The sequence below is a fragment of the Paenibacillus faecalis genome, from assembly GCF_900289175.1.
Classification (GTDB): Bacteria; Bacillota; Bacilli; order Paenibacillales; family Paenibacillaceae; genus Paenibacillus_AQ; species Paenibacillus_AQ faecalis.
Window position 1 is genome coordinate 3,487,948 of sequence record NZ_LT985747.1, and the last position, 24,417, is coordinate 3,512,364.

Here is a 24,417-nt window from a genome sequence, read left to right on the forward strand (position 1 = left end):
TATTTCGTTATTTTACATGGAGCAGATTCCAGATCACCACCGCCGCCTGAGCACGGTTGGCGATCCCTTTTGGCATAAAACGGTCCGCGCCCGTTCCGTTCATGATCCCTTCTTCCCAAAGCAAGGCAACGGCAGACTTCGCATATGGAGCAATCTTCTCCTTATCCTTAAGTTTGGAAAGAGCTTGATCTGCATCAACTGCTCCCATTCCCTTCATCTGCTTCAGGACATTAGCACTCATCACTGCCATCTCTTCTCGGGTAATCGAACGGTTCGGTTCAAACTTATCGCCCCCGACGCCCTTCACAATGCCGGATTCTAAACCTGCTGCTACGATCTCATAATACCAATCGGAAGGTTTGATATCCTTCATGGATACCGATGCGCTTTCTCCTGTCAATTCAAAAGCACGAACAAGCATCGCCAAAAACTCGGCGCGTGTGACGGGCTTCAGCGGCCTGATCGTATTGTCACCAAAGCCTTTCATAATACCTGTTGCTGTCAGTTCGTCCATGGCCTCTTTTGCCCAGGAAGGAACCTGGTCCGCATCCTTGAATACCGCTGGTTTCGTTGATTCTGCAGGCGGTTTAACCGGTGTTTCAGATGTGTCCGGAGGGGTCTGCGGTGTACCCGGTTGAGTTGGCGTTACAGGTGTCGTGGCAGGAGGTGTTGTGCTCGGTGGTATATACGGAGGTTCAGGCTCTGCTGGAATACCTCCGCCCTTTCTAACATGAACTGTAGCAGGGCTGCTTCCTTTACTTTCGTTATGAAGACGATCAACTGCCGTGACGACATAAGTATATTTTCCATTGTCAGCTGCCGTAGTATCCATGAATGATTGGTCGGAACCTTCTTGTTTACGTACCGTTTTTAACAAATTAGCCGGATCGTGAACATCCCTCTGTTCCTTGTCTGTAAATCGATAAATCGCGTAATAGGCCTCATCCCCTTTAGATTTCCAACTCAGCCTTACACCTTCTTGCCCGTCACGTGCTGTAAGACCTGCTGGTGCTGCCGGGGCCTCATCGTCCAACCACGGCATGGTCGGAACCAAAGCCGGGTAGCGGTATAAATCTTCTCGCAGACGGTCTGTAAATCCCAGTGGATTATCCTCAAACCATTTTGCACTAAAATACATGCTGCCCTTCACCTGTTCAAAGCTTCGGTTGTATTTGATCTGATTGGGCATTTCCTCCGGATCGAGCCAGCCGCTGCCCGAACCGACCCGGTAAATGGCCTGACCGCTGTATAAATGGACGTTCTTGTCTTCAATGACGTCGCTCCACCATTCAATCAATTTATCATAAGCTGCCGGTGAGTAACCTCTGTACCAGTAAATTTGAGGCGTTATATAATCGATCCAACCTTCGTCGATCCATTTTTTCGAATCTGCAAAAATCGCATCATAACTGCTGAGACCATTTGTATCAGATCCATCCGGAACGCTGGTACTCTTGTTTCTCCAAATCCCAAACGGACTGATCCCGAACTTCACATAGCTTTTCTCGGCTTTAATCGCCTCGCTTACATCCTTGACGAACTGGTTTACATTATCTCTGCGCCAATCCCCTTTATCCGTAAATTCTCCTCCATACTTGGCGAAAGTATCATCATCTGGGAAATCCTCTGCCCCTGAAGGATACGGATAGAAATAATCGTCGAAATGTACGGCATCAATATCGTAATTTCTTACAACTTCCATAATACTGTCCAAAATAAACTTCTGCGCCTCAGGGATGCCGGGATTAAAGAAAAGCTTTCCGCCATATGAAACAACCCAATCCGTATGCTGTCTGGCTGGATGATCTTCCACAAGCCTGTTGATATCGTCTTTCATGCTCACACGATAAGGATTAAACCAGGCATGGAACTCCATGTTTCGCTTATGGGTTTCCTCGATCAGAAACGCAAGCGGATTATAACCCGGATCTTTCCCCTGCTGACCTGTCAGCCATTCCGACCACGGACCATACTCTGAAGGATAAAAAGCGTCCGCTGTCGGTTTGATCTGCATGATGACCGCATTCATACCCGCAGCTTCCAGCTGATTGAGCAGATCGATGTATTGCTGCTTCTGAGCTTCAGGAGCAGCCCCTTTTTCAGGCCAATCGATATTTTCCACCGTCGCAATCCAGGCCGCTCTCATTTCAGCCTTTGGCAGTTCTGACGGCTGGTTCACAGTCATGTAAAGCGAGCTTGTTTTCCCGCCGTATGTAGCCGTAATTCTCGATGCCCCAACCATGTGGCCCGTCACCCTCCCTTTCTCATCAACCGATGCAACCTCCGGTTTGCTGCTGCTGTACTGTACACCTTCCGTTAACTGTACTGGCTCTTCCATCCATGTATAAGATGCCATCGTGATCGTATCAAACGAATCGCCGATGTCCACACCCGTCAAACCACGAAGCTCTATACTCTTCAGAACAGGTATCCTTTCCTCTACCGTAACTGGATGCTCTGCCGATATTCCCTTGTAAGACACGGTTATGACCACCGAGCCCGTGGACAAAGCTGTCAGATATCCTTCATCATTGACACTAAGGATATCGGGATGGCTGCTGTTAAAAGCAACACCCTCAATTAGCGGAAGCGGGTCATCATAACCATCATATTTTGCATAGGCTTTCATTTTTCCGGTAGCACTCTCTTCCAAACGAACAGGTCCAGACAATTCCAGACTATGGGGAGCTGTCATTTCATCACTGATTTTCAAATGAAACGTTGTAGCAGGCGCATCACCATATTGTGCCGTAATCGTCACTTCACCGGGTGCTAGTGCCTCAACAGTATCATGTGCAGAACCTGTTACCATCGCAATGCTTTCATCACTGCTGCTCAGCTTCACTCCTTCGGTTACCACAGCAGGCTCTGTCAAACCAGCATATGTCTCATGGATGATCGCTCGCTGGGATTCCCCCGTCTGCATCGGAGTCAAACCTGTGATATCCAGAGCATACACCTTGGAATCGCTGTATAAAGCGGTCAAACGATCAAAATAAATCGCGCCTTTGTTTTTATTGTTGGCATTCGTTTCGACTACATAAATTTGTGACAGTTTCATCGGAGAGGATAGATGAGAAGGAAGATCAAAGGTAACATACTTCCAGCCGTTCCAGCTTAGCCCGCTGGATGATGTAAGGTCTATGGTTGATTTTTCTCCACTCGCTCCAAGTACGACAGCTCTCAGCCAGTGATTGCCGCCATCTCCATAAACCCAAAGCCCCATGCTCTTAGGGTTTCCGGAAAGAGTTCTGCCTGTACTTCCATCCGGGTCCTTAAAATTAATATAAGCCGCTGAAGTACCTTGCTGAAAAACCGTAAAATCATATGACAGCCTGGCTGCGTGATATCCGTAGTATATTGTCTCCGGTCTACTTGCCAGACTTAGCTCTGCTGCTGCCAGAGCCGTTGATGCTGTCAAACCCGAAAGATCTTCGAATTCCTCTATTACCCCGGAGGAAGAATTCGATACTGCCGAATCATCGGGCAAGGGGAGCAAAGGATTTGTCTCTGACCCGTTATCTGCTGGGTTTTCTACCGGAGGATCTGCTGGCGTGTCGACCGGATCACTCGGGACATCTCCCGGTGGATCTACAGGAGTATCAATCGGGTCTGTCGGATCATTGGACGGATCTGTTGGATTTTCTACAGGAGGATCTGATAGGGGATTTGCCGGGTCAGGGTTAACGGGTGTTTCTGTTGGCATTTCATTCTCAGCAGGAACTTCCTTTTGATTCTCCAAGGGTACATCAGTTGAAAGAGCCGAGTTTTCTTTGGTTCCATACTCCGCAAATGCCTCTCCTGGTAATGCTCCCATACCTGAGAAAGCTGTACCAAGTGTCATCATCATCGCTATTGTCCAACATATAAGCGTCTGCCTGTATCTCTTTTTTCGTCTACTCAACATTCATCAATTCACTCCTTCAATATTGGATCGATGCTGCTGTACTCCAGAACCTGTTGCCTGACAGGTAAAGGTGGCTCACCTCCTCCTTTAAGAAATCGTTGAACTTATGAAGTCAAATATCACGATGTACCCTTATCATAGTGAAATTTTATTTCTAATTTCAATAGTTTTTTCAAATTTTGACTCAAATCCAAAATCAGTGCTTGCAATAAGCAATGAAGCCGCTACGTGTATGGATCGTTCTTACGATCGCTGTTGTCCCCAAATTTCTTATGAATCAACTTTTAAGTGGATGAAATTCGGGGACAAAGGCGAACGCTTCGCTTCTTCAGATCGATTCCATCCCCTTCGCTACTTTGCTTTTTATGTCAAGAACTGATTACAAGATTGAGCCCAAATTTTATTTGTTTTTTTGCAGGAGAAGCGATTCCGAAGGAAACGGATCGTAGTTGCTCATTGTCCCCGCAGCCTTATTACATTGAAAACATCGGGCAACCTCGATATATTTTAAACATAAAGATTAACGCCAACCGGAGAAAGGATTATACACTTGAGCAAAAATGACAATACATACATACAACTTACCATCGCCATGTTTCGTACAGGCATTCTTGGTTATGGAGGAGGCCCCTCGGTCATCCCGCTGATTCGTCACGAAGCTGTCATTCGTTATGAGTGGATGAGCAGCGATGAATTCGGGGAAGTGCTGGCGCTAGCTAATGCGCTGCCAGGACCGATCGCGACAAAGATGGCCGCCTATTTGGGCTATCGGCAAAAAAAGACTTTAGGCGCCGTCGTGGCCATTTTGGCGCACATCCTCCCAACCTGCATCGCTATGGTCGCCCTGCTATCCGCTGTGCAATATTTAAGCAGCTCCAAGATCATAGCCGGCATGATCGCCGGCGTCACCCCCGTGATCGCGGTCATGCTGGGCACAATGGCTTATGAATTCGGCGAAAAAGCTGTTAAGGGACTGGGAATATACACAGGCATCGGCCTGTGTATACTCTCATTCCTGTTGCTTGAGGCGATCCATATCCATCCTGCGATTGTCATTGTCCTGTTCCTTGCATATGGAGCCGTGCATTATAAATTCGTATCCAAGATGAGAAAAGAAAGACGGGAAAAGGAGGGGGCTGAATAAATGGAGTGGATTGAGCTGTTCATCAGTTTCTTTACTGCCAATATCCTCGGTTATGGCGGCGGTCCCGCTTCAATCCCGCTGATGTACCAGGAGGTTGTCACACAGCGGGGATGGTTGAGTAACCTGGAGTTCTCCAACATGCTTGCTTTAGGAAATGCGCTGCCGGGACCGATTGCTACCAAAATCGCTGCCTACGTTGGATATGACGTATCGGGCTGGATCGGCGTGATTTCCGCTTTGACTGCTACGGTGTTACCGTCAGCTGCCGCTCTCATCCTGCTTTTGAAGCTGCTTCAGAAATACCGTTCATCAACCGTCGTAAAAGGGATGACCCTGCTCGTACAGCCAGTCATTGCGATCATGATGCTTACGCTGACCTTGCAGATGAGCAAAAGCTCCATTGCTTCCGTTGGCGCTATCCAAACGCTGGCTATCGCTGCCGTTGCTTTCTGGGCTATCAATATACGCAAAATCCACCCTGCACTGGTCATCATTGCGGCCTTTGCATATGGCGGACTTGTACTATCCCGTATGGTGTAAGAAAGGCAAGCGCTTTGTAGCAGTGTCGATTCTTTCGCTCATATAAAACCACGTATGACGTAACCTGCCTAATCGCTCTTGTCCTCGAAATTTCAAAACGGAAAATAAACCCTAATGAACATTCGAGGACATGCGGCTTACACACAACTTTTATTTGTTTTCTTTCATTTCATTCAGTATCTTGATAACTTCCTCATCATGTCTTTTCGATCGATTGATATGCCCAATGACACTAAATACCAGATAAATATGAAGTAAGAGCAATAACAAACTGAATAACTGAATTATCCCTAATCCTACCCATCTTTCCATAACGCACCCCTCCTTATCTTTTGCCAATATATTCTACAAAAAAAGGAAAATAACTTATGAAAATTGGGCAGATATGACGAACGCGATTCTCATAATTCAATAGAACCATCCTTTCTGATCTGGACCGCTTACAGATTAAACGTCTTATCAGGCACATTAGTTCCATCATTTGGTACTAGAATAACAAAAAAAGAAAGCTCCCTATAGGAAGCTCTCATCAAAAACGATAGGGTTAACCGCAGCCATGCGACACCACACCGAGCGCCAGAAGCGAACGCGCGATTGCCGAAAACCTGCCGGCTACTCTTGTTTATTCTCAGCGGTCGTTGTTTTAGCGGAAGTTAGAACCGCCCGCTTCTTCTTATGATTCCAATCCACTTTTATATCAAACTCACGGCAAACTTCCCGCAGAGGAACAAGAGTATCTTCCGGCGTATCTCCCTTGAACACTTTTGAAAATTCAACAGATGAACCATCGATTCGAAGCTTCGCCTCCTCACCCTTGACGAGTACATTCGGCTGAACATCCTGCCCTTTCAGTTTAGCGATAACCGTCTCGGGGCTTTGATCAGAGCGGCCACCGTTGATCCGAAATCCGTTGCGATCTTCGCGGTCATTTATACCTTCTTTTACAGTAAAGGATGCCTCAATACCTACAGAATCCATGATCTCCAGCAATTTGTCATGATGCGCGCCATACGGCAGAGCCAGCACACTTCGCGTATTCCCAAGCTCTTCTTTGAGACGCTCTTCGGCACGCAACAGATCCTCCCTTACCCGCTGTTCATATTCCTCATCCGTTTCAGTTCTCTTCTCCTGTTCCAGATACAGGTTACGAGTTGTAACAGGCTTTCGTTTGCCACTGGCATCGATCATCCCATAACGATGCATATCGTATGTATGACTATAAAAATCAATCTTCTCCTTCTTCATCTCCCGCATCTGCTCCCAAGTCAGCTTCGGAGTCTTCTCCGTGCCTGATGAATCAATGGAAGACACGATAATAAAGTTGGCCGCAGGATAATCAAACTCTTTTAAAACAGGAAACGCATGTTCATAAAAACTCTCATATCCATCATCAAAAGTAATCAAAACCGCGTTATCCGGCACAGACTTTCCCTCTATGATAAAATCCAGATACTGCTCCATTCCGATCGGTTGAAACCCTTCTTGTTGGAGCAACTCCATCTGCTGTCTAAACTGCTCTGCCGACAGAATATCGTCTCGATCCGGCGTTTCCATAATATGATGATACATCAACACAGCGACCTGATCCGAATAATATACAGATTGGTTCTGTTCTCCTTCTTCTTTGTCTGACACTGACTCTTCAATCCATTCTACCTTTTTGCCAAGAGCACTGCTGATAAAAGAACCGGGAACCATCACTTGGCCCTCATGAATCTCTGCATTCGGTTCCTTGAACTCCTTCCCATCTAGCAATAGAGTCACTTCTTTCGGTACGGAATTTCCCGCACACCCCGTAACGAAAAAGATAAGAGCCAACAAAAACACAGGCCATACCTTTACAAGCCTGGATACAGGCACAATTTTATGTAGTAGCTTCATCTGAATTGCCTCCTTGTTTGCTTTCTAGGAGAAAGTATAAGGAAGACATCTTAACGCCCATGGTAGGAAATACTTAAAAATCCCTTAAACGATCATGAACAATTGCATTCCAAAGATAAGAAACTGGTAAGAACTTGGGATGTAAGGAAAGTGTAGCGACCAGACAAAGCGGTATGCTAAATAGAGCACTCGTGAACTATAAAACAAAGCAGGTCACTCAAAGATGAACTTTGAGCGACCTGCCTTTTTCCTTTTCGGCAAAAACCTGTTAATGCAACTTAAATGAATTTTACGACCGGCCCCAATCGTTTTAAGACTTCCTATGATTTCGGCAATGGTATAAACAGCATATGGACCGGTAAATTGCTGCCGGAAGCCGGCATAAACTTGAAAGTAACACTCTCCGCTTGATCTCCTGTCCGATAAAGGACTCCGGCTTCCGCCTGGTTTTTCAAAATACTGCCGTCTGTCATCTGCACAATCTTGCCGTTCACAAGCAAGGCCCCCGCATAATGACCGCCTCGGGCATTGAGAGCTACCAATGTATTCGGCGCAATACGAAGCTTCATCGAATACAACACACCGGTATTTCCGACATTCGTTTCCAATGCTCCGGTTACGGCATCAACGCCTTCCAAATATCCATCCAATTCTGGATCTCCCAAAACCAGACGTTGCGGCTCCTCCCCGATCACATCTTCAACTTCTATCGTTCGGTTGGCGCCTTCAAACGTACCGCGGACATGCTTGCCATCTCGCGGCAGCATAGGCAGCTCCTTCAGCGCTTGAACAGGGTCACGTGACGGGTCGGCTGCGACAACGGAAAGGCGAACTTCACCTTTCACATGCAGATCTGTATACAACGTTCTGACCTGACCCGGCTTTAACGGGGTCTTGCTCTTTTCCGGCAGCAAAACAACCGTCTCTCCCGGTGCTAATTGTATGTTCGCCACTTCGGTCCCGGAGCTGACAGCCTCCAAATAACGGGTAACGGCAGCTTTACCGCTGGAAGATACATATCGAGCCGGTCCGCCCATACCTATCGGCCCTGTTGTTATGACGATATCCGAATCCCCCGGATTCGTAGCCATTAGATAAACCGAGAGACTTTTGTTCGCACGATTCTGGTTATGAATATTGACGCGGACACTCCCCGAAATGATATCCTCGTAGGCGATGCCCTCATCCATCAGATGTTCAGGACTGTTACTGCGAATGAACTGCTTGTTTTCTTCAGGTATAACCGTATACGGTATGGAGTCCATCATCAATACAGAATTACCGTCAATTTCGAACTTTTTACCTACAGGCGTATATAATTGGTCATACTGCTCTCTCGTATACAACCATTCGTCAAGGATGGTTACCGTTTTTCGAACCGTCGCTACAGCTCCCTTGCTGTTTTCAACTTCAAGCATGACTTCATGCTCTCCAGGTGTGAAGAAAGCAGGTTCATTGCCCGTCCACGTTTCTTTAACCATTTCATACTGAGGGTCATAACTCAAATTATTATAAACGACCGGTTCACCGAGTCGATATTCCGGCTTGTCCGTTGTAAAATCTGCAACCGGAGGCGAAACTTCGGCTGCATCCCTCTCCCAGGACAGCGTAAAATTCCCTCCTTTGGTTACCAGCTTACTCCCGGTAAGGTTGGCCCAATCGCGTATAGATACCATTGTGCTGCCCCGGTAAGAAATAACCTTCGCATTCAGTACAACCGGTGTACCGTTGCTAAATGCCTTGGCGCTGCCGGTTTTGTAGCTCCACCGGCCTTCCTCCCCTTGTACTGTAGTCTCTTTTGTCTTGGCGCTATAGCTTAAGCCAAGCCCATACAGCTTGGCCATTGTACGAAGCGGTACGTAATGATACCCATCTCTTTTTATTATCGGTTGTGCAGCCAATCCAGTCTTTCCGTTAAATACATAGGCAGCCTTGGAGGACGTCAGTTTCAAATGATTGGTCCTGTTTTCATCATGAACCCCGGCAGCTCCGGCTGTATCCGCCGAAACGAAGCCGCCTATACTCCACCATGGAAGTGCAAGTACCAGAACGGTCAATAAAACGAAAACAAGCCGTCGAATGACCGGATTGCAGCTGTCTTTCATCTTTTCACCCCCTTTCCTCCCTTCGTTTCCCCACAATTCTATATCACTTTGTTAAACCGGGTCTCAAACGTTGTGCTTTGCTGATCGCTCTGCACGCTAATTTCTCCGCCCTGAACCTCGATAATGCTCTTGGTAATCGCCAGCCCCAGTCCGGTTCCCCCCGTCTCCTTCGAGCGCGAACTCTCCACACGATAGAAGCGATCGAATATGAAAGGGATATCCTGCTCGGGTATCGGATCGCCGTAATTGGTAAAACGGACCCGCACCTGATCCCCGTCACTGCGAACGGAAATTTCAATTTTCTTGCCTGATCTTCCGTACCGGATCGCATTGGACATCAAATTTTCATAAGCGCGAACAAGCTGATCACCATCGGCCATTATGACGAGACCTTCCTGAGCCTCCAGGAAGCATTCCACGCCGGACTTCTCTAATATCGGAACCGACTCCTCGATCAGCTGACGAATGAACGCAGTCATGTCAATCTCCTGCATGTTCAGCGGCAATCCATTGTTAATCCGTGTATATTCAAATAAATCATCAATCAGCTTCTTCAGATTTTTTGCTTTCTCATAAGCGATATTCACAAAATACCTCAGCTCCACCTCATCCTGATATCGATCCTCTTCAATCACTTCCAGAAACCCAAGGATGGATGTCAGCGGAGTCCGTAAATCATGCGAAACACCTGTAATTAGATCGTTTTTGGTTTTCTCGGCCTTCCGTTCCTCAAGTATGGATTGGTGCAGCTGCCTGCTCATCTGATTAATGCTGGCTGCCACCTCACCCAGCTGATTTCCAGGCTGAACTGGAATGACCGTATGAAAGTTGCCTTTGGCAATTTCACGGAGCCCCAGGGTGATTTCCGCCAAATAATCGTTGAGCTGATCTGTCATTAAATCAATGCTGGCAGCTATGCGGCCCAGTTCATCTTGAGATTCAAGTCTGATTTTATAATCAAAATTCCCACCTGCAACCTCTTGCACCCCGGCTTCAATCTGACGCAGATCAGGGACAAACCATTTCGTTCCCAAGTAGTAACTGGTCAAAAAAAGAATGATGCCCATCACAATGATGACAGGCTGTGAGCCGATATTATTGATGATCCAGGCCAGGGGTACATTGATCACCGGAATATTTATAATAAGTGTGCTTAGCGCATAGAGAATAATAAGCAAGGCCGCTGTAACGCCGATGCTGGCAAGCAGCATAAGCACCATTTTCTTACGGATGCTATCAAGCTGGACTCGTTTCACTTCTGTCACCTCTGCCTATAGTTTCTCCATCTTATAACCGATTCCCCAAACTGTTTTTATGTATATGGGCTGCTGCGGGTCTTTCTCTATTTTTTCCCGGAGCTTGCGGATATGTACCATTACTGTATTTTTGGACTCCATGAAGGGCTCGTTCCACACCTCTGTGTAAATTTTATCCATACTAAGCACAAGCCCGCGATTAACAGCGAGCATGTGCAGTAAGGAAAACTCCCTCGGCGTCAGTTTAACTTCCTCACCGGCAACCGTTACCCGATGTGAGGCGGCATTAATGACCAAATCATCGATCCGGATCTCGTTCTCATCCTGAACCGGACTGGTGTTGAGCTGATTAAATCTGCGCAGCTGGGATTTGATTCGCGCAATCAGCTCCAGTGGACTAAACGGCTTGGTAACATAATCGTCCGCTCCGATGCTGAGTCCGGCGATTTTATCGATCTCCTGGCTTTTGGCCGACAGCATGATGATCGGAATATTATTCTCCTCCCGAATCTTCATACATGCCTGTATCCCGTCCATTTGAGGCATCATGACATCCAAAATGATCAGATCAACGTGATGCTTTCTGAGTATATCCAGTGCTTCCACACCATTGGATGCGCTAAGCAGCGTATAACCTTCATTTTTGAGGTAAATATCCATGAGCTTTATAATTTCAGCCTCATCATCCACCATCAGTATTGTTACTCCAGACATAATGTCCTCCTCATCAAAATATGAATTGTTCGTAGATTTACTGCTTTTCTACAGTTGCAGAGCTGTTTGTCCTGTTTTCCATGCGGCTGTCATTTCTCTTATTCTTCTTAACTTTTGACACATTGCCGAACAGAACCCATGAGAAAGGAACATATCGTACTGTAAGCGACACAACAAGCCATGAACAACCCAGCGCAGCGATAAACCCGCCTGCATACCATAGATGCATCAATATCGAACTGCCGCTAAGCGGTGGGAATTGTCGATATACCAACAGAAAGAACGGATGAATCAAATATATCCCAAAGGAAAGCGCGCCGATCCGTTCCAATATGGAAGTTAAGCCGTTCGGTGCTTTTCTGTACAGCAAAATAGCCAGCTGCAGCAATACGATGGTTCCTAGATACGTATGCAGATTCCACATCAGCTCGTATAAGGTTGAGTTGTAGCTGGTACCGTACAATCGACTATTGTAGTACAAGTAAACATGAGTTAGTCCGGCCAAGGCCCAACCCGACCATAAGATGACCCAGCTTCCGAGACGTGACCAGGTCGCCTGAACCCGGCTTAAAGTCAGCCAGCCCTTCAGCTTGGGATAATAAATGCCGATGCAAGCACCGAGCATGAAATAAGCCATATAAGAAAGTGACCAGCTTCCCTTATTCGGCACCTGCCAATAGTATTTATTCATGAGTACAAAAGCCCATTGAATGGCTAGACCGATCGGAATCGCCCAACGGGTCAACTGTGGAACCTTTTTAAACAACCATAACATCAGCGGAAACAGAATATAGAATTGAATGCTGATAAATACAAAGTATAGATGGGTATAAGCTTTCCCCGTCAACAGCTTCCTTACAAAACTTTCAATCGTATCTGCCAATGAGCGATCCGGATAGTGAATGACATGAAGCAGTCCGAAATAGAATATGGAAAACACTACATAAGGAATAATAATATACAGCATTCTCTTCTTGTAAAATCCAGTGATCAACTCTTTCGTCAACGACCGTTCATAATAATTATAGAACAGGACAAAACTGCTCAAGAAAATAAACGTTGGCGTCCCGAATTTCATAAAAATATTTAAAAAGTTATAGACAAAATAATATTGAGATCCCGTCATTTCTAAAGTTGCATATGAAGTAGAATGGACAAACAGTACCCCTAAAATAGCGAATGCCCGTACTAGCTGCAACTCGGGGATGTTTTCCCGCTTTTTCAGTAAACCAGATCTATTGATCATCGCTTGTTCCCTCCGGTATAACCAAGTTGTCCGCTTAACAAGCGGTTTCCCCTTAACTATACCGGATAGTTCTTAACACTATCGTTCCTAACTTCTTAACATTTGCTTAAATTTATATTCACAAGCCTTCATATTAGATATTTCCTTGTAAGCAGTAAATAATAACAGCATCTTGTAGTGGCATAGGACGTTAGAAAGCACGCTGCGAGCTGCTCGTGCCCTGTCCAATCCTCTAAAGACAAAAAAGCAAGGCCCCCTCTGTTCAAAAAGGGCCTTGCTTCAAGGAACATGACTGTCATCAGCCATGGATTAAAAGCTCCTTCAGCTCCATAATCTGTTTGCGTTCTCCAGCGAGTACGAGTGTAGAGCCGGCGATTAAACGATCATCGGGACCGGGATTAATCTTCTGCTCATTCTTTTTCACAATGGCCAGAACATTAGCTCCGGTGCGCTGACGAATTTGCAGCTCTGCAATCGTTTTGTCTACGGATTTGTAATGGGGTTCTACCCGGCACCATTCAATAATCAGATCTTCCAATGATACCTCGATCGTCTCTAAAGCTTTCGGCTTATACGTCATTCCTCCGATAATTCCAGCGATTTGACGGGCTTCATCGTCCTCCAGTGAAACCATGGAGATGCTCTCATCCGGATCATTATCCTCAAAATGATACAGCTCTCTTCGGCCATCATCATGTATAACAATCACCAGTTTATCTCCGGATCTCGTATTCACTTGAAATTTCTTACCGATCCCAGGCAGATCGGATTCTCTGATCATACTCATTCTTTGAATCCTCCCATTCACTTTGCTTTCACACAAAGATAACACACTTCGCAGTCTAGTTGAACTTTTTAGCCACTTTCTTTTACATTTTTTTGCGGCTCACTCCATTTAAACACCTTATTCGTAGCTTTGTAAATATGTTTTGATCCTTTCGTTAACAATGGACCTAGTATCGCAAGCACCAGAACATACAAAGCAGAGAATGGCTTTATGATAGGAGCCAATCCGCCGGCTATTCCCAAGTTAGCTACAATAATGCTGAATTCCCCTCTTGCCATGATCGTAAGTCCGATATTAAAGGAAGACTTGTGGGACAAACCTGCTTTTCGACCTGCAATCATTCCGGCGACAACGTTACAAATAATCGTCAGTATGATAGCTCCAATAGCTAGCCAGAACGCATCTCCCAAGGTTAATGGATCGATGCTCAAGCCGAAGCTGAAGAAAAAGATGGCACCAAAGAAATCCCGAAATGGAACAACGAGCTGTTCAATTCGCTTGCTGTGCTCGGTCTCTGATAAAGCCAACCCGAACAACAGCGCACCGATCGCCTCTGCCACATGAAGTGTTTCAGAAAATCCAGCGACGAAAAATAACATTGAAAAAATAACGATAATAAATATTTCACTCGATGCGATATTCAGCATCTTATTTAAAATCGGTGTGCCTTTTCTCGCAATCAAGAAGAATAATAGCATATATCCTATGGATATCGATACAGCCAGTATCGTTGATCCTACCGAAGCAGATCCTGCAAGTAACAGGCCTGACATGACGGACATAAATACCGCAAGGAAAATATCATCAAACAAAACCATACCAAGGATCAATTCTGTTTCCGAGTTACCCGTACGTCTCAAATCAACCAGAACCTTGGCCACGATCGCAGTTGATGAAACAGATAGCATCCCAGCAATAATCAGAACCTCGTACAGCGGCAAACCGGACAGAAATCCATACGCAAGTCCAGCCACAAAATTCAATACGACATAGATGCCGCCGCCAAACACAATGTTTTTACCCGATCTAACCAATTTACTAACTGAAAACTCCAAACCCAAATAAAACAATAAGAACAAAACCCCTATGCGCCCTAAAAACTCGATAATCTCTTGACTTTCAATAAACCTCAAGTCAATAATTCCGATCGCAGGCGCATGGGGGCCAACTAACATTCCCAGCACAATAAGAAACGGAATGATCGAAAATTTCAACTTACCTGCCAAAAGTGAAACAAGGGCAATCAGTATAAGGGCCGTTCCAACTTCAAAAACCATATGGTCCATACAACGTTCGTCCTCCTCCTTAACGATGACTTTTGGGCAATCATTCTATATTATACAGATTTGATGCATAGATTTACAGAGCAACCTCATTTATTTTTGCATATTTTTTTATAGAATCAATTTTTTTATAAGTTTTTCCCATTTTATTATACATAAAAAGGAATAAAAATTCATTTTATTTACAAAAAAACCGGTAATCGAAAAGATCACCGGCTTTTGCTCATAAACATTAAACCGCTCATATATCCTTGTCATCAGCCGGATACGAAAGTCCGATCTGTCTTCTCGCTTCCGCAGCAATCTCGGCTGTAATCAGTGAATGTTCCAAAGAGTTAATTACACTATCCCTCTTGCCGGCTTCAAGCAGCTCGATAAATTCCTTCACCTCGTAATACATCGACTCATGCGTCTGTGATTGTGTAATATCCTCGATCGTTCCATCCCTGTAATAAATCTTCACGTCATAAGGCTGGTTGATTTTATCTATAACCATCGTGCCATTCTCACCCTGAATTTCAGCAGGAACGTAAGAGTGACTGATTTTGGAGTGCATGATGACCGCATCCATTTTTGGATAGCGAAGAAGCAAACTGCCTTCCCCATCTACCCCGGATGAAAGCATGACCCCTACAGCTTGTACAGTTTCTGGCCTGCCGAACAAGACGACCATCGGATAAATGCAATACACCCCAATGTCCATCAACGAACCATTCGAAAACTCCGGGTTAAAGGTATTGAGAACCTTTCCTTGTTTAAAAGCATCATAGCGTGAAGAATACTGACAGTAACTTGCAAAATAACGGCGTACCCGGCCAAGCTTGTACAAATTATCCTTGACCACCTTAAAATTCGGCATCAATGTGGATTTCATCGCTTCCATAAGCAGCACTTTGTTCCGCCGGGCAGCTTCAATCATCAGCTGCACCTCACGCGGATTGGAGGCAATCGGCTTCTCACACAGCACATGCTTTCCATGGTTCATACACAGGATCGCTTGCTCTGCATGAAAAGAGTTGGGGCTCGCAATATAAACAGCATCCAGCACATCGCTTGCCGCCATCTGCTGCAGGTCTGTAAACACAGCGATGGGTTGATCGTACTGTGCTGCGAAGGCAGTGCCCCTCTCCTCTGAACGGGAGTATACTGCTGTCAAAACAAACTGCTCGGTTTCAAGGGCAGCCTGTATAAAACGTTCCGTAATCCAGTTGGTGCCGATAATGCCAAAGCGTACTTTCAAGAATCATCGCCTTCTTTCCTGTGTTATTTGAAATCCTTGTTGTACACGATTATTCCCATCCTTCAAAAGAGGAGATGACCTTTCGTGCTTCTTCAGGAATCGGCTTGCTCTTCCCACTCTTCGTATCAATAAGCACAACCGCTCCTCGCCCGGCAGCTTTCAATTCACCATTCACCACGATCGCATACTGCACGTCCATGGAGGAACGGCCAATCTCTGCTACTTTTATATGGAGCATCAGCGGGTCCTTGAGATATAACTGCGCCATGTATTGGCACTCCAGATCGGCGACAACCGATACGGCATCTTCACCGAACAGTTCATCCGTCAGTCCCAGGTTCTCGAAGTACTCAATCCTCCCTTGCTCGAAATACATGAAATAACTCACATTATTCACATGCCCCAACATATCTGTCTCACAATATCGAATCTTGATCGGAATAGAGAAATGGAATGAGTCCAACCAGCTCTGAGGGTCCGGTTGCACAAAAGTATTCTTTTTCATATGAGTCCCCTTTCGTGGATTGTTTAAAGCCACTTCTACAAGGATAATCAATGCCAGTTGTGCCCGTCAATAATGATCCTGCAAAGTCTATTCGAACTTAAAGGTAACTCGACAATCCAATCTCTCTTAGAGCAGTCAAAAAAAAGCCCTGACAAGATTTTTTTCCTGTCAAGGCCAGTATAAGCTTTGATATGACAAGTGCGCCCGATCTTCTTTACTTTAAACCAATTCCCATCGTCTCCATCCAAGCTTGCGCAATCAGGGCATGACCAGCAGGAGTTGGATGCACACCATCCGGTGTCCAGTAAGCCGGCTCACGTCTAGCAGCGGCTGCCGCAAACAAACCGTCCAGCGGAACAAGCAGAGCATCAAACTCCGCGGCAAGTTCCCTTACCGCCATAATTTTCGGATCAAGATCCTCGCGCCACGCTTTACGATCTTCCGGGTAAGGCAGCACAAATGGCTCCATTAGAATAAGCTTCGCATCAAGCTTTTCCTTTGTCTGCTTGAGCAACTCGCGGTAACCCGTCTTGAAATCCTCCACACTCGTCGGGTCCTGAGCATCGTAACGGCGCCAGCAGTCATTAATGCCGATGTAGACCGAAACCCAGGTCGGCTTCAGATCAATACAATCCTCCTGCCATCTCGCTTGTAAATCTTTGACCCTGTCCCCACTGATTCCCCGGTTTAAAAAGGTGATGTTCAACTCCGGATACATCATGCCGACCAGCCCCGCCGTTAACAACGGGTAGCCTTTGCCAAGATCTTTCAGATCATATCGGTCTCTGCCGGCATCGGTGATGCTGTCGCCTTGAAACAGTACAATGTCATCCTTCTTCAATCGCATCATTTCTCTTCTCCTTCACAGGTAGACCTTCACCTAGTTCATTTCGTTTTCAGTCATATTGCTTCACTCCTAATTATATCAAATTCCCACGTCAGCATAAAAAAAGAGGAGCTCTATTTTCAGGTGTCGAAATGAACCTGGCTTAGAACTCCTCGGGATTGAATTATACTACGCTATACGCTGACGTTTTGACTGGCTGGGCAACCCAGTGACCCTTGGACACCTCAACCAGTTCGGAGTGCTCCAGATTGTAAATATCCGCCCCGGTACGCTCTTCCATCAAGACCCGCTTCTTTCTGGATTCTACCTTCGGGTCGGGGATCGGGATCGCTGACAATAATGATTTAGTATAATCATGCTGCGGATTAGAATACAGCTCCTCGCTTTCCGCAAGCTCAACGATTTTACCCTGGTACATAACGGCTACACGATCACTGATATGCTTGACCATAGAAAGGTCGTGAGCAATAAACAGATACGTTAGACCAAGCTGCTGTTGCAGTTCTTCAAGCAGCTTTACAATCTGCGACTGGATCGATACGTCAAGTGCAGACAACGGCTCGTCACAAACGATAAACTTCGGCTCCACAGCCAGCGCACGGGCAATCCCGATCCGCTGACGCTGTCCACCCGAAAATTCATGCGGATAACGATCGGCAAAAGCAGGATTGAGGCCAACCATTTCAAGCAGCTCTTCGACCCGCTTTCTGCGCTCTCGCTTGCTTCCTGATAATTTGTGAACATCCAGCGCCTCGCCGATAATATCAACGATCTTAAACCGAGGATTCAGCGATGCATACGGGTCCTGAAAGATCATCTGCATATACCGCCGCATCGTCTTCATCTCCGCGTTCTTCAAACGATTAACCGCCATGCCCTGGTACAGTACCTCACCGCCTGTCGGCTGATGCAGCCGCAGAATAGCTCGTCCGGTCGTTGATTTTCCGCTTCCGGATTCGCCGACAAGACCCAGCGCTTCTCCAGCCTGCATATGAAAGCTGATATCGTTCACAGCCTTAAGCACATGACCTTTTCCCATATCAAAATGCTGCTTCAATCCGCGCACTTCAAGCAAAGGACGCTCGCGGTCCTTGTCAGTCAGAATGAGCGGAACCGGTTTTGGCTTCTTCTTCTCATGAAGCCGCGGAAGAGCATTGAGCAGCTTGAGTGTATAAGGATGCTGAGGCTTCTCAAAAATCTCTTCTGTCGTTCCGGTCTCCACGATGACCCCGTCTTTCATGACAGCAACGCGGTCACACATGCCGGCGACAACACCCAGGTCATGGGTGATGAGAATGATCGATGTGCCGAAGCGCTCCTGCATATCCTTCATCAGATTCAATATCTGCGCTTGAATCGTAACATCAAGTGCCGTTGTCGGCTCATCCGCGATAAGCAGCGCCGGACGGCAGGCCAGCGCAATTGCAATCATCACACGCTGACGCATGCCGCCGGAGAACTCGTGCGGGTATTGATTGTATCTTGTTTCGCTGTTCGGTATGCCAACAAGCTTCAACATGTCCAACGCTTGCTTTTTCGCTTCTTTTTGAGACAGCTTTTGGTGTTTAATGAGACTTTCGGCGATTTGTTCGCCAATTCGCATTGTCGGATTCAAAGAGGTCATCGGGTCCTGAAAGATCATGCCCATATCACAGCCCCGAATGCTCTGCATTTCCTTCTCGCTTTTGTCTGCAAGATTCTCACCAAGAAAGCGAATCTCCCCATCCTTCATCAATGAGGGGGGAGAAGGCAGCAAGCGCATGATTGAACGTGCCGTTACACTTTTTCCGCTTCCGGATTCGCCAACAATGCCGAGCGTTTCGCCTTTGTTCAGTTCAAAACTGACCCCTCGGACGGCGTGAAATTCTGAATCCCGGGACTGAAAGGATACGCTCAGATTTTTTACTTGTAGAATCGGTTCCATATGTATTTCGCCTGCCTTTTCATGCGATGATCTTCTTTGAAATACGTCGATGAACGTACTTATATTTCCAAGTAAGAGAGGAACTCTCTTAATCTATTGACTTTTAAAATAGGCTCAAATAAAATATACTATATCGGTCGGAATAATGCAATTTAAAAGAAGGAGGCACAACACCTTATGGGGGTGACGGAAGCATCAAGCCAGCGCAGGCTTATCAGTAACATCAGCAGCACGTACCGTAAAATCCTTCTAAATCCTTCATATAAATACTTACTTTTATTATTGGGAGCACCAGTAAATCTGGTGGTCTTCCTTGTTTATATGTTCCAGAGTAAGAAGGACGCGTACACTACATTAAAGGCCAAAGTTCAGGCTCATCTGATCTCTTCCGGCTACCGTGACAAGCTGAAGTCGCAGCAGCTGGAACAGCTTAAACGAAAACATGAATTTTTCGAGCAGAAGGTTAGTGAGGACAAGCTGAATCGAGAGCTTGAAGCTTTAACGGAAGCCAGGTTCCAAGAGGCGGTAGAGGAACATACTCGTAAACAACTTGAGCTTACAGGTCAGAAGCGCCTGACGTTTGCGGATACCTTTGAATCGCTGATTGCGAATCCTGTCTTTTTCGCAGTTTCATGGGCCCCGGGTCTGCTCATGTACATACTTATTTTTTTGTTTAGCAGACCGTATTTAAAGTTTATTTTCGAAAGACTTATTATGACGGTGTTTGTCATATTTGGTGTAGCTGTTCTCGTATTTACCATTTTGTACCTGTCCCCGCTTAATCCGGCAGCGAACATATTAGGAGAAACGGCCACTCCAGAACAGATTGCGGCATTCAATCAAATACATGGACTGGATCAGCCTTATCTGACCCAGCTGTGGAATAACATTAAAGGCATCTTCACATTTGACCTTGGAAAATCCTTCTCCGGCAATGAAGATATTACGAACAGCATCGCCAGAAAATTTCCGGTGACCCTGACGCTGACGATCATTTCACTGCTGCTCGCCATGATCATCGCGATTCCAGCCGGTATTATCTCGGCTACTAGAAAGAATTCATTTTTTGATTATACATTCATGTTTATCGCGTTGCTAGGCTTATCCATTCCAAACTTCTGGCAAGGATTGATCTTTATCCTTACCTTCTCCATCGAGCTGGAATGGCTGCCGGCTACGTATAATCCGCAGAACTGGCTTTCCATGATTATGCCGATCATCGTGCTGGGTACAGGGCTCACCGCAGCGGTTGCCAGAATGACGCGCTCCTCCACGCTGGAGGTTATTAATGAAGATTATATTTTGACCGCCAAAGCCAAAGGACTGAACAAGCGGCAGGTGCTTCGAAAGCACGCTGTGCGCAACGCTCTGATCCCGATCATAACCGTCATCGGATTGCAGTTCGGAAGTATGCTCGGCGGGGCGGCAGTGACGGAAAAAGTATTTAACATCAGCGGTATTGGCAGCTACATTGTGGATAAACAGTTCATTCCCGATATTCCGGCAATTATGGGCGGGGTCGTGTATACGGCCATCACCATATCGCTGGTCAACGTCATTATCGATATTATGTATGCCTTTTTCGATCCGCGTATCCGCTCCAGGATGAAACAATACTAAAGCAGGTGTACTCATGATTAAGAAGCTATTTAACCATCGCGATACCCCATATCAGCTAAAGTCCTCTTCGGAGTACAGCCAGGCTGGGTTTACGTGGGTCGTCTCTCTAACATTAACACTGATCCTGCTGCTGAACAGCTACAGTTTTGGGAACGAAAGTTTAAGGCCGTATATATTTATCGCCTTCATTGTGTACGCTTTGTTTACACTGCTGCAGGTCTTCATCACGACACGGATCCGAAAAGATCTAATCCGTGACGGAGAGATCAGACGTTCAACCCGTGCACTCGGCTATATCCAGCTGCTCAGTATTTTTAGCGGTAATGTGTTTGTTGCAACATTTGGTTTTCATCTTATTAAAAAAGAAAAGAATCCCGAATATACAATCGCCGTATATATGCTACTGACGCAAATATTCGTTATCGCCTTGTCAGCGATAAATATGTTTAAGCCTTATGTGTCCAATACGTTCCTGATTGGAATGGTCGTGCTGCTATTTGTCACGATATTCCATCTGGCCACCTTGCTGCTCATTGCTAAATACGTAAACGGACATTATGCGGACTCAAGGCTGAAATGGCTTGCGCTGCCGCTCATCCTGACGGCGGCAACGGGCAATATCTTCGCCCTTATTCTCGGCATCAACCTGCTGTCCAAAATCCGCAAAAACGGCAATCCCGCGGTCACCCGCTGGGCGGACGTCTGGGTGAAGATTACTGCCAACAACACAGCTATGCTTGGATTGTTCTTCATCATCTTCCTGTTTACGATATCCGTGTCCAGCTTGCTTACGTTTGAATACAGTTTCGCAGTGGATAACAACTATTCTGCAATTTTGCAGCAGCCAAGTTTGGCATACCCGCTTGGAACGGATGACTTCGGAAGATGTCTGTATTCAAGAATCGTTTTCGGCGCCCGTATTTCATTGATCGTCGGGTTTATGTCCACGTTGATTCCGGTAATCATCGGAGGGGCTCTCGGCGCGATTTCCGGATATTATGGCCGCCATACAGACAATATTATCATGCGTTTGCTGGATGTCCTTTATGCGATTCCCGGTATCCTGCTGGCGATCGCCATTATCGCCGCTTTCGGAGCCAATACGGTCAACCTGATCATCGCGCTAAGCGTCGGCGCTATTCCGACGTATGCAAGAACGATGAGAGCGAACGTACTGCTCGTTTCCACTTATGAGTATATAGATGCGGCGCGTGCATTTGGTTCGAGCAATCTGTCGATTATTTTCAAACATATCGTTCCAAACTCGCTGGCTCCTATGATCGTCAAATCCACCTTGACCATCGGGGGAGCGGTCATCTCCACCAGCAGCTTAAGCTATCTGGGCCTCGGGGTGGAGCCTCATATCCCGGAATGGGGAAATATTCTGAAGATCGGCAGCACATATCTGGAAACCAACCCATACCTGGCTATTTACCCGGGACTTGCCATCATTGCCCTAGTATTGTCCTTTAACTTTTTGGGTGATGGATTGCGGGACGCGCTCGATCCCAAGCTGGATTAATGATCATTATTATACTTTTGAATTCACATCAGACCAGGAGGAAATCAAGATGAAAAAAAGAACGATTATACTGCTTCTGCTTTCATTAATGCTCGTGATCAGCGGCTGCACTGTAAAAACGAAAGATGAAGTATCGCAGCAGCCATCCGAGCCGTCAGGTGAGCAGCCTGCCAACCCATCGGCTGTTCCGATTGAACTGCTCGCCATGAGCTCGCAACAATCGGATGCGAATATCATCCGTGACCAGCTCACCAAGAACGGCTTTAATGTCAAACTCAATCTTCAACCCGACTATGGCAGCTATAAAGCTCAGCAGGATGCAGGCAACTATGATGTTGTCCTCTCCAGCTGGACAACCGTAACCGGTAACCCCGACTACGCGGTGCGCTCCTTGTTCAAAACGGGCGGTGACTACAGCATCATGTCTGATGAAGAGGTTGACAAACTGATTGACCTGGCTGCGCAGCAAACACCAGAAGAAGCGAAGGAAACTTACAAACAGCTGGAGCAACGTCTCGTAGCAGATAAAGCTTATATTGCGCCACTTCATACTTCGCTAAAGAGTCAAGCATTCAACAAGGACATTCTTGACGAAAACTCTGTCCGTCTGTCCAAATCCCGCTCGCTGCCTTGGGAAGCTGTAGATTTTAAAGACAAATCCAAGCGCGACAAAGAGCCTCTCGTGTTGTCTCAATCGATATCCGACCTGACCTCCCTTGACCCAATCAAGGGGAACGATGGATCGATCAATATAATTAACACAAACATGAACGTTCGTCTAATCAACCTGACCGATGACGATAAAATTACGTCCGAAGGCTCACTATCGTACAATCACAGCATTGCCGAGGGCAATTCCGAATACTACTTCATCCTTAGAGATGATATTAACTTTGCCAAGGTGGAGAACAAACTGGCTGTTGATTCCGGCGAACGTGTCGGCGCTGAGGACGTCGTATTCTCTCTAAACCGTGCGAAGGATAAAAACTCTGTTCCAGATCACCGGACATATACACTGCATGAGCATATTCAAGACGTAGAGATCGTTCAGGACTTGAGTTCCCTGGATGCTGTAAAAGTATCCGGTAGCGACGAAACGGTAAAACAAGCGTTGGAGAAAGGGCTAGATACCAAAATTTCAACCCTCGTTGCCGACAAAAATGAAGTAAGCAACAAAGATGGAAAGTACCAGGTTATCAAATTGACAACAACGGAGCCGTTCCCGCAAGTGTTAAATTATTTGGCACACCAATCCGCCGGAATCGTGTCCAAAAAGCAAGTTGAAGGCATCAACACCTATGACGTTGCCAATTTTGATGTCAACAAAGACATTCCTTACGGAGATCAAAGCACGGTGACCGAAGGTGACAAGTACAACAATACGCTGTACGCCAGCGGTCCTTACATCATGGCCTACAAAAATGATTACGAAGCTGTTTTCTACAAAAACCCTGGTTATATGAAGGGAACCGAACATGAGCCAAAAATCAATCAGGTAAAAGTACGCTTTATCAAAGATGCCGACAGCACGCTGTCTGCGCTTCGCAGCAACGAGATTCACCTGTACTACGGCGTTCCGGAAACAAAATATGATGTCGTTAAAGGCGATAGCAAGCTGAAGCTTCAGACGATTGAAAGCAACGCCGTGTCCTATCTTCTCTTCAACACGAAGAACCGTGATGTGGCACAAAATGAAGACCTGAGAAAAGCGGTTCTGTATTCCATCAACCAAGATGAAATTTTAGCTTACTACAACAATAACAAGCTTAAAGCCTATTCCACGCTCAGCCCGCTGGTCAAAACCGGCAACGAGTTAAAAGCCGATCCGGCGAAGGTAAAAGAGCATCTGGCAAACTACCAAGCTTCAAAATAATACGCAAAAGAAACGCTTTGATC

At 46.2% G+C, this 24,417-nt stretch carries 18 protein-coding genes; 5 read left to right on the forward strand and 13 right to left on the reverse strand.

Going from position 1 to position 24,417, the window contains the following annotated elements; all coding sequences use genetic code 11:
• Positions 1–7: 7 nt before the first annotated feature.
• Complete coding sequence (locus tag C8268_RS16465) at positions 8–3,907, reverse strand: family 10 glycosylhydrolase (RefSeq protein ID WP_234032850.1); 3,900 nt, start codon at positions 3,905–3,907, stop codon at positions 8–10.
• 550 nt (positions 3,908–4,457) lie between these two features.
• Here C8268_RS16465 and C8268_RS16470 point away from each other — a divergent pair.
• Entirely contained in the window at positions 4,458–5,051 is a 594-nt protein-coding gene (locus tag C8268_RS16470; protein WP_272939335.1) for a chromate efflux transporter ChrB, read from the forward strand.
• On the forward strand, positions 5,052–5,591 hold the full coding sequence (locus C8268_RS16475; protein WP_106768679.1) for a chromate efflux transporter ChrA: 540 nt from the start codon (positions 5,052–5,054) through the stop codon (positions 5,589–5,591).
• 150 nt (positions 5,592–5,741) lie between these two features.
• Here C8268_RS16475 and C8268_RS22745 read toward each other — a convergent pair whose 3' ends face one another.
• The 12 genes from C8268_RS22745 to C8268_RS16530 form a co-directional block, all read right to left on the reverse strand.
• Positions 5,742–5,903, reverse strand: coding sequence for a hypothetical protein (locus C8268_RS22745; protein WP_158702748.1), 162 nt, complete (start codon positions 5,901–5,903; stop codon positions 5,742–5,744).
• Positions 5,904–6,203: 300 nt separating this feature from the next.
• The gene (locus C8268_RS16480) at positions 6,204–7,472 is read right to left on the reverse strand and encodes a polysaccharide deacetylase family protein (RefSeq protein WP_106768680.1); all 1,269 of its coding nucleotides are present in this window, start codon (positions 7,470–7,472) and stop codon (positions 6,204–6,206) included.
• A gap of 320 nt (positions 7,473–7,792) precedes the next feature.
• On the reverse strand, positions 7,793–9,577 hold the full coding sequence (locus C8268_RS16485; protein ID WP_106768681.1) for a stalk domain-containing protein: 1,785 nt from the start codon (positions 9,575–9,577) through the stop codon (positions 7,793–7,795).
• Positions 9,578–9,615: 38 nt separating this feature from the next.
• Positions 9,616–10,797 (reverse strand): sensor histidine kinase, encoded by a 1,182-nt coding sequence (locus C8268_RS16490; RefSeq protein ID WP_420094284.1) that lies wholly within the window; start codon positions 10,795–10,797, stop codon positions 9,616–9,618.
• Between the two features lie 51 nt (positions 10,798–10,848).
• Entirely contained in the window at positions 10,849–11,547 is a 699-nt protein-coding gene (locus C8268_RS16495) for a response regulator transcription factor (RefSeq protein WP_106768682.1), read from the reverse strand.
• 37 nt (positions 11,548–11,584) lie between these two features.
• Complete coding sequence (locus C8268_RS16500) at positions 11,585–12,793, reverse strand: acyltransferase (protein ID WP_106768683.1); 1,209 nt, start codon at positions 12,791–12,793, stop codon at positions 11,585–11,587.
• Positions 12,794–13,091: 298 nt separating this feature from the next.
• The gene (locus C8268_RS16505; protein WP_106768684.1) at positions 13,092–13,580 is read right to left on the reverse strand and encodes a cation:proton antiporter regulatory subunit; all 489 of its coding nucleotides are present in this window, start codon (positions 13,578–13,580) and stop codon (positions 13,092–13,094) included.
• 68 nt (positions 13,581–13,648) lie between these two features.
• Positions 13,649–14,866 carry a cation:proton antiporter gene (locus tag C8268_RS16510; protein ID WP_106768685.1) on the reverse strand — a complete coding sequence of 406 codons (1,218 nt, stop codon included), beginning with the start codon at positions 14,864–14,866 and terminating at the stop codon, positions 13,649–13,651.
• Between the two features lie 238 nt (positions 14,867–15,104).
• Positions 15,105–16,103: a Gfo/Idh/MocA family protein gene (locus tag C8268_RS16515; RefSeq protein WP_106768686.1), complete on the reverse strand. Its 999-nt coding sequence runs from the start codon at positions 16,101–16,103 to the stop codon at positions 15,105–15,107.
• 49 nt (positions 16,104–16,152) lie between these two features.
• On the reverse strand, positions 16,153–16,608 hold the full coding sequence (locus C8268_RS16520; RefSeq protein ID WP_106768687.1) for an acyl-CoA thioesterase: 456 nt from the start codon (positions 16,606–16,608) through the stop codon (positions 16,153–16,155).
• Between the two features lie 214 nt (positions 16,609–16,822).
• A complete protein-coding gene (locus tag C8268_RS16525) occupies positions 16,823–17,458 on the reverse strand; it encodes an SGNH/GDSL hydrolase family protein (protein ID WP_106768688.1) in 636 nt (211 codons plus the stop codon).
• Between the two features lie 160 nt (positions 17,459–17,618).
• Positions 17,619–19,379 carry an ABC transporter ATP-binding protein gene (locus C8268_RS16530; protein WP_106768689.1) on the reverse strand — a complete coding sequence of 587 codons (1,761 nt, stop codon included), beginning with the start codon at positions 19,377–19,379 and terminating at the stop codon, positions 17,619–17,621.
• Between the two features lie 177 nt (positions 19,380–19,556).
• Here C8268_RS16530 and C8268_RS16535 point away from each other — a divergent pair, with 177 nt between their 5' ends.
• Genes C8268_RS16535 through C8268_RS16545 form a run of 3 tightly spaced genes read left to right on the forward strand, consistent with a single transcriptional unit; the run spans position 19,557 to position 24,394 of the window.
• Positions 19,557–20,999, forward strand: a complete 1,443-nt coding sequence (locus C8268_RS16535) for an ABC transporter permease (RefSeq protein ID WP_106768690.1) — start codon at positions 19,557–19,559, stop codon at positions 20,997–20,999.
• A 13-nt stretch (positions 21,000–21,012) separates the two neighbouring features.
• Positions 21,013–22,521 (forward strand): ABC transporter permease, encoded by a 1,509-nt coding sequence (locus C8268_RS16540; protein WP_106768691.1) that lies wholly within the window; start codon positions 21,013–21,015, stop codon positions 22,519–22,521.
• 49 nt (positions 22,522–22,570) lie between these two features.
• Complete coding sequence (locus tag C8268_RS16545) at positions 22,571–24,394, forward strand: ABC transporter substrate-binding protein (RefSeq protein ID WP_106768692.1); 1,824 nt, start codon at positions 22,571–22,573, stop codon at positions 24,392–24,394.
• Positions 24,395–24,417: the final 23 nt, after the last annotated feature.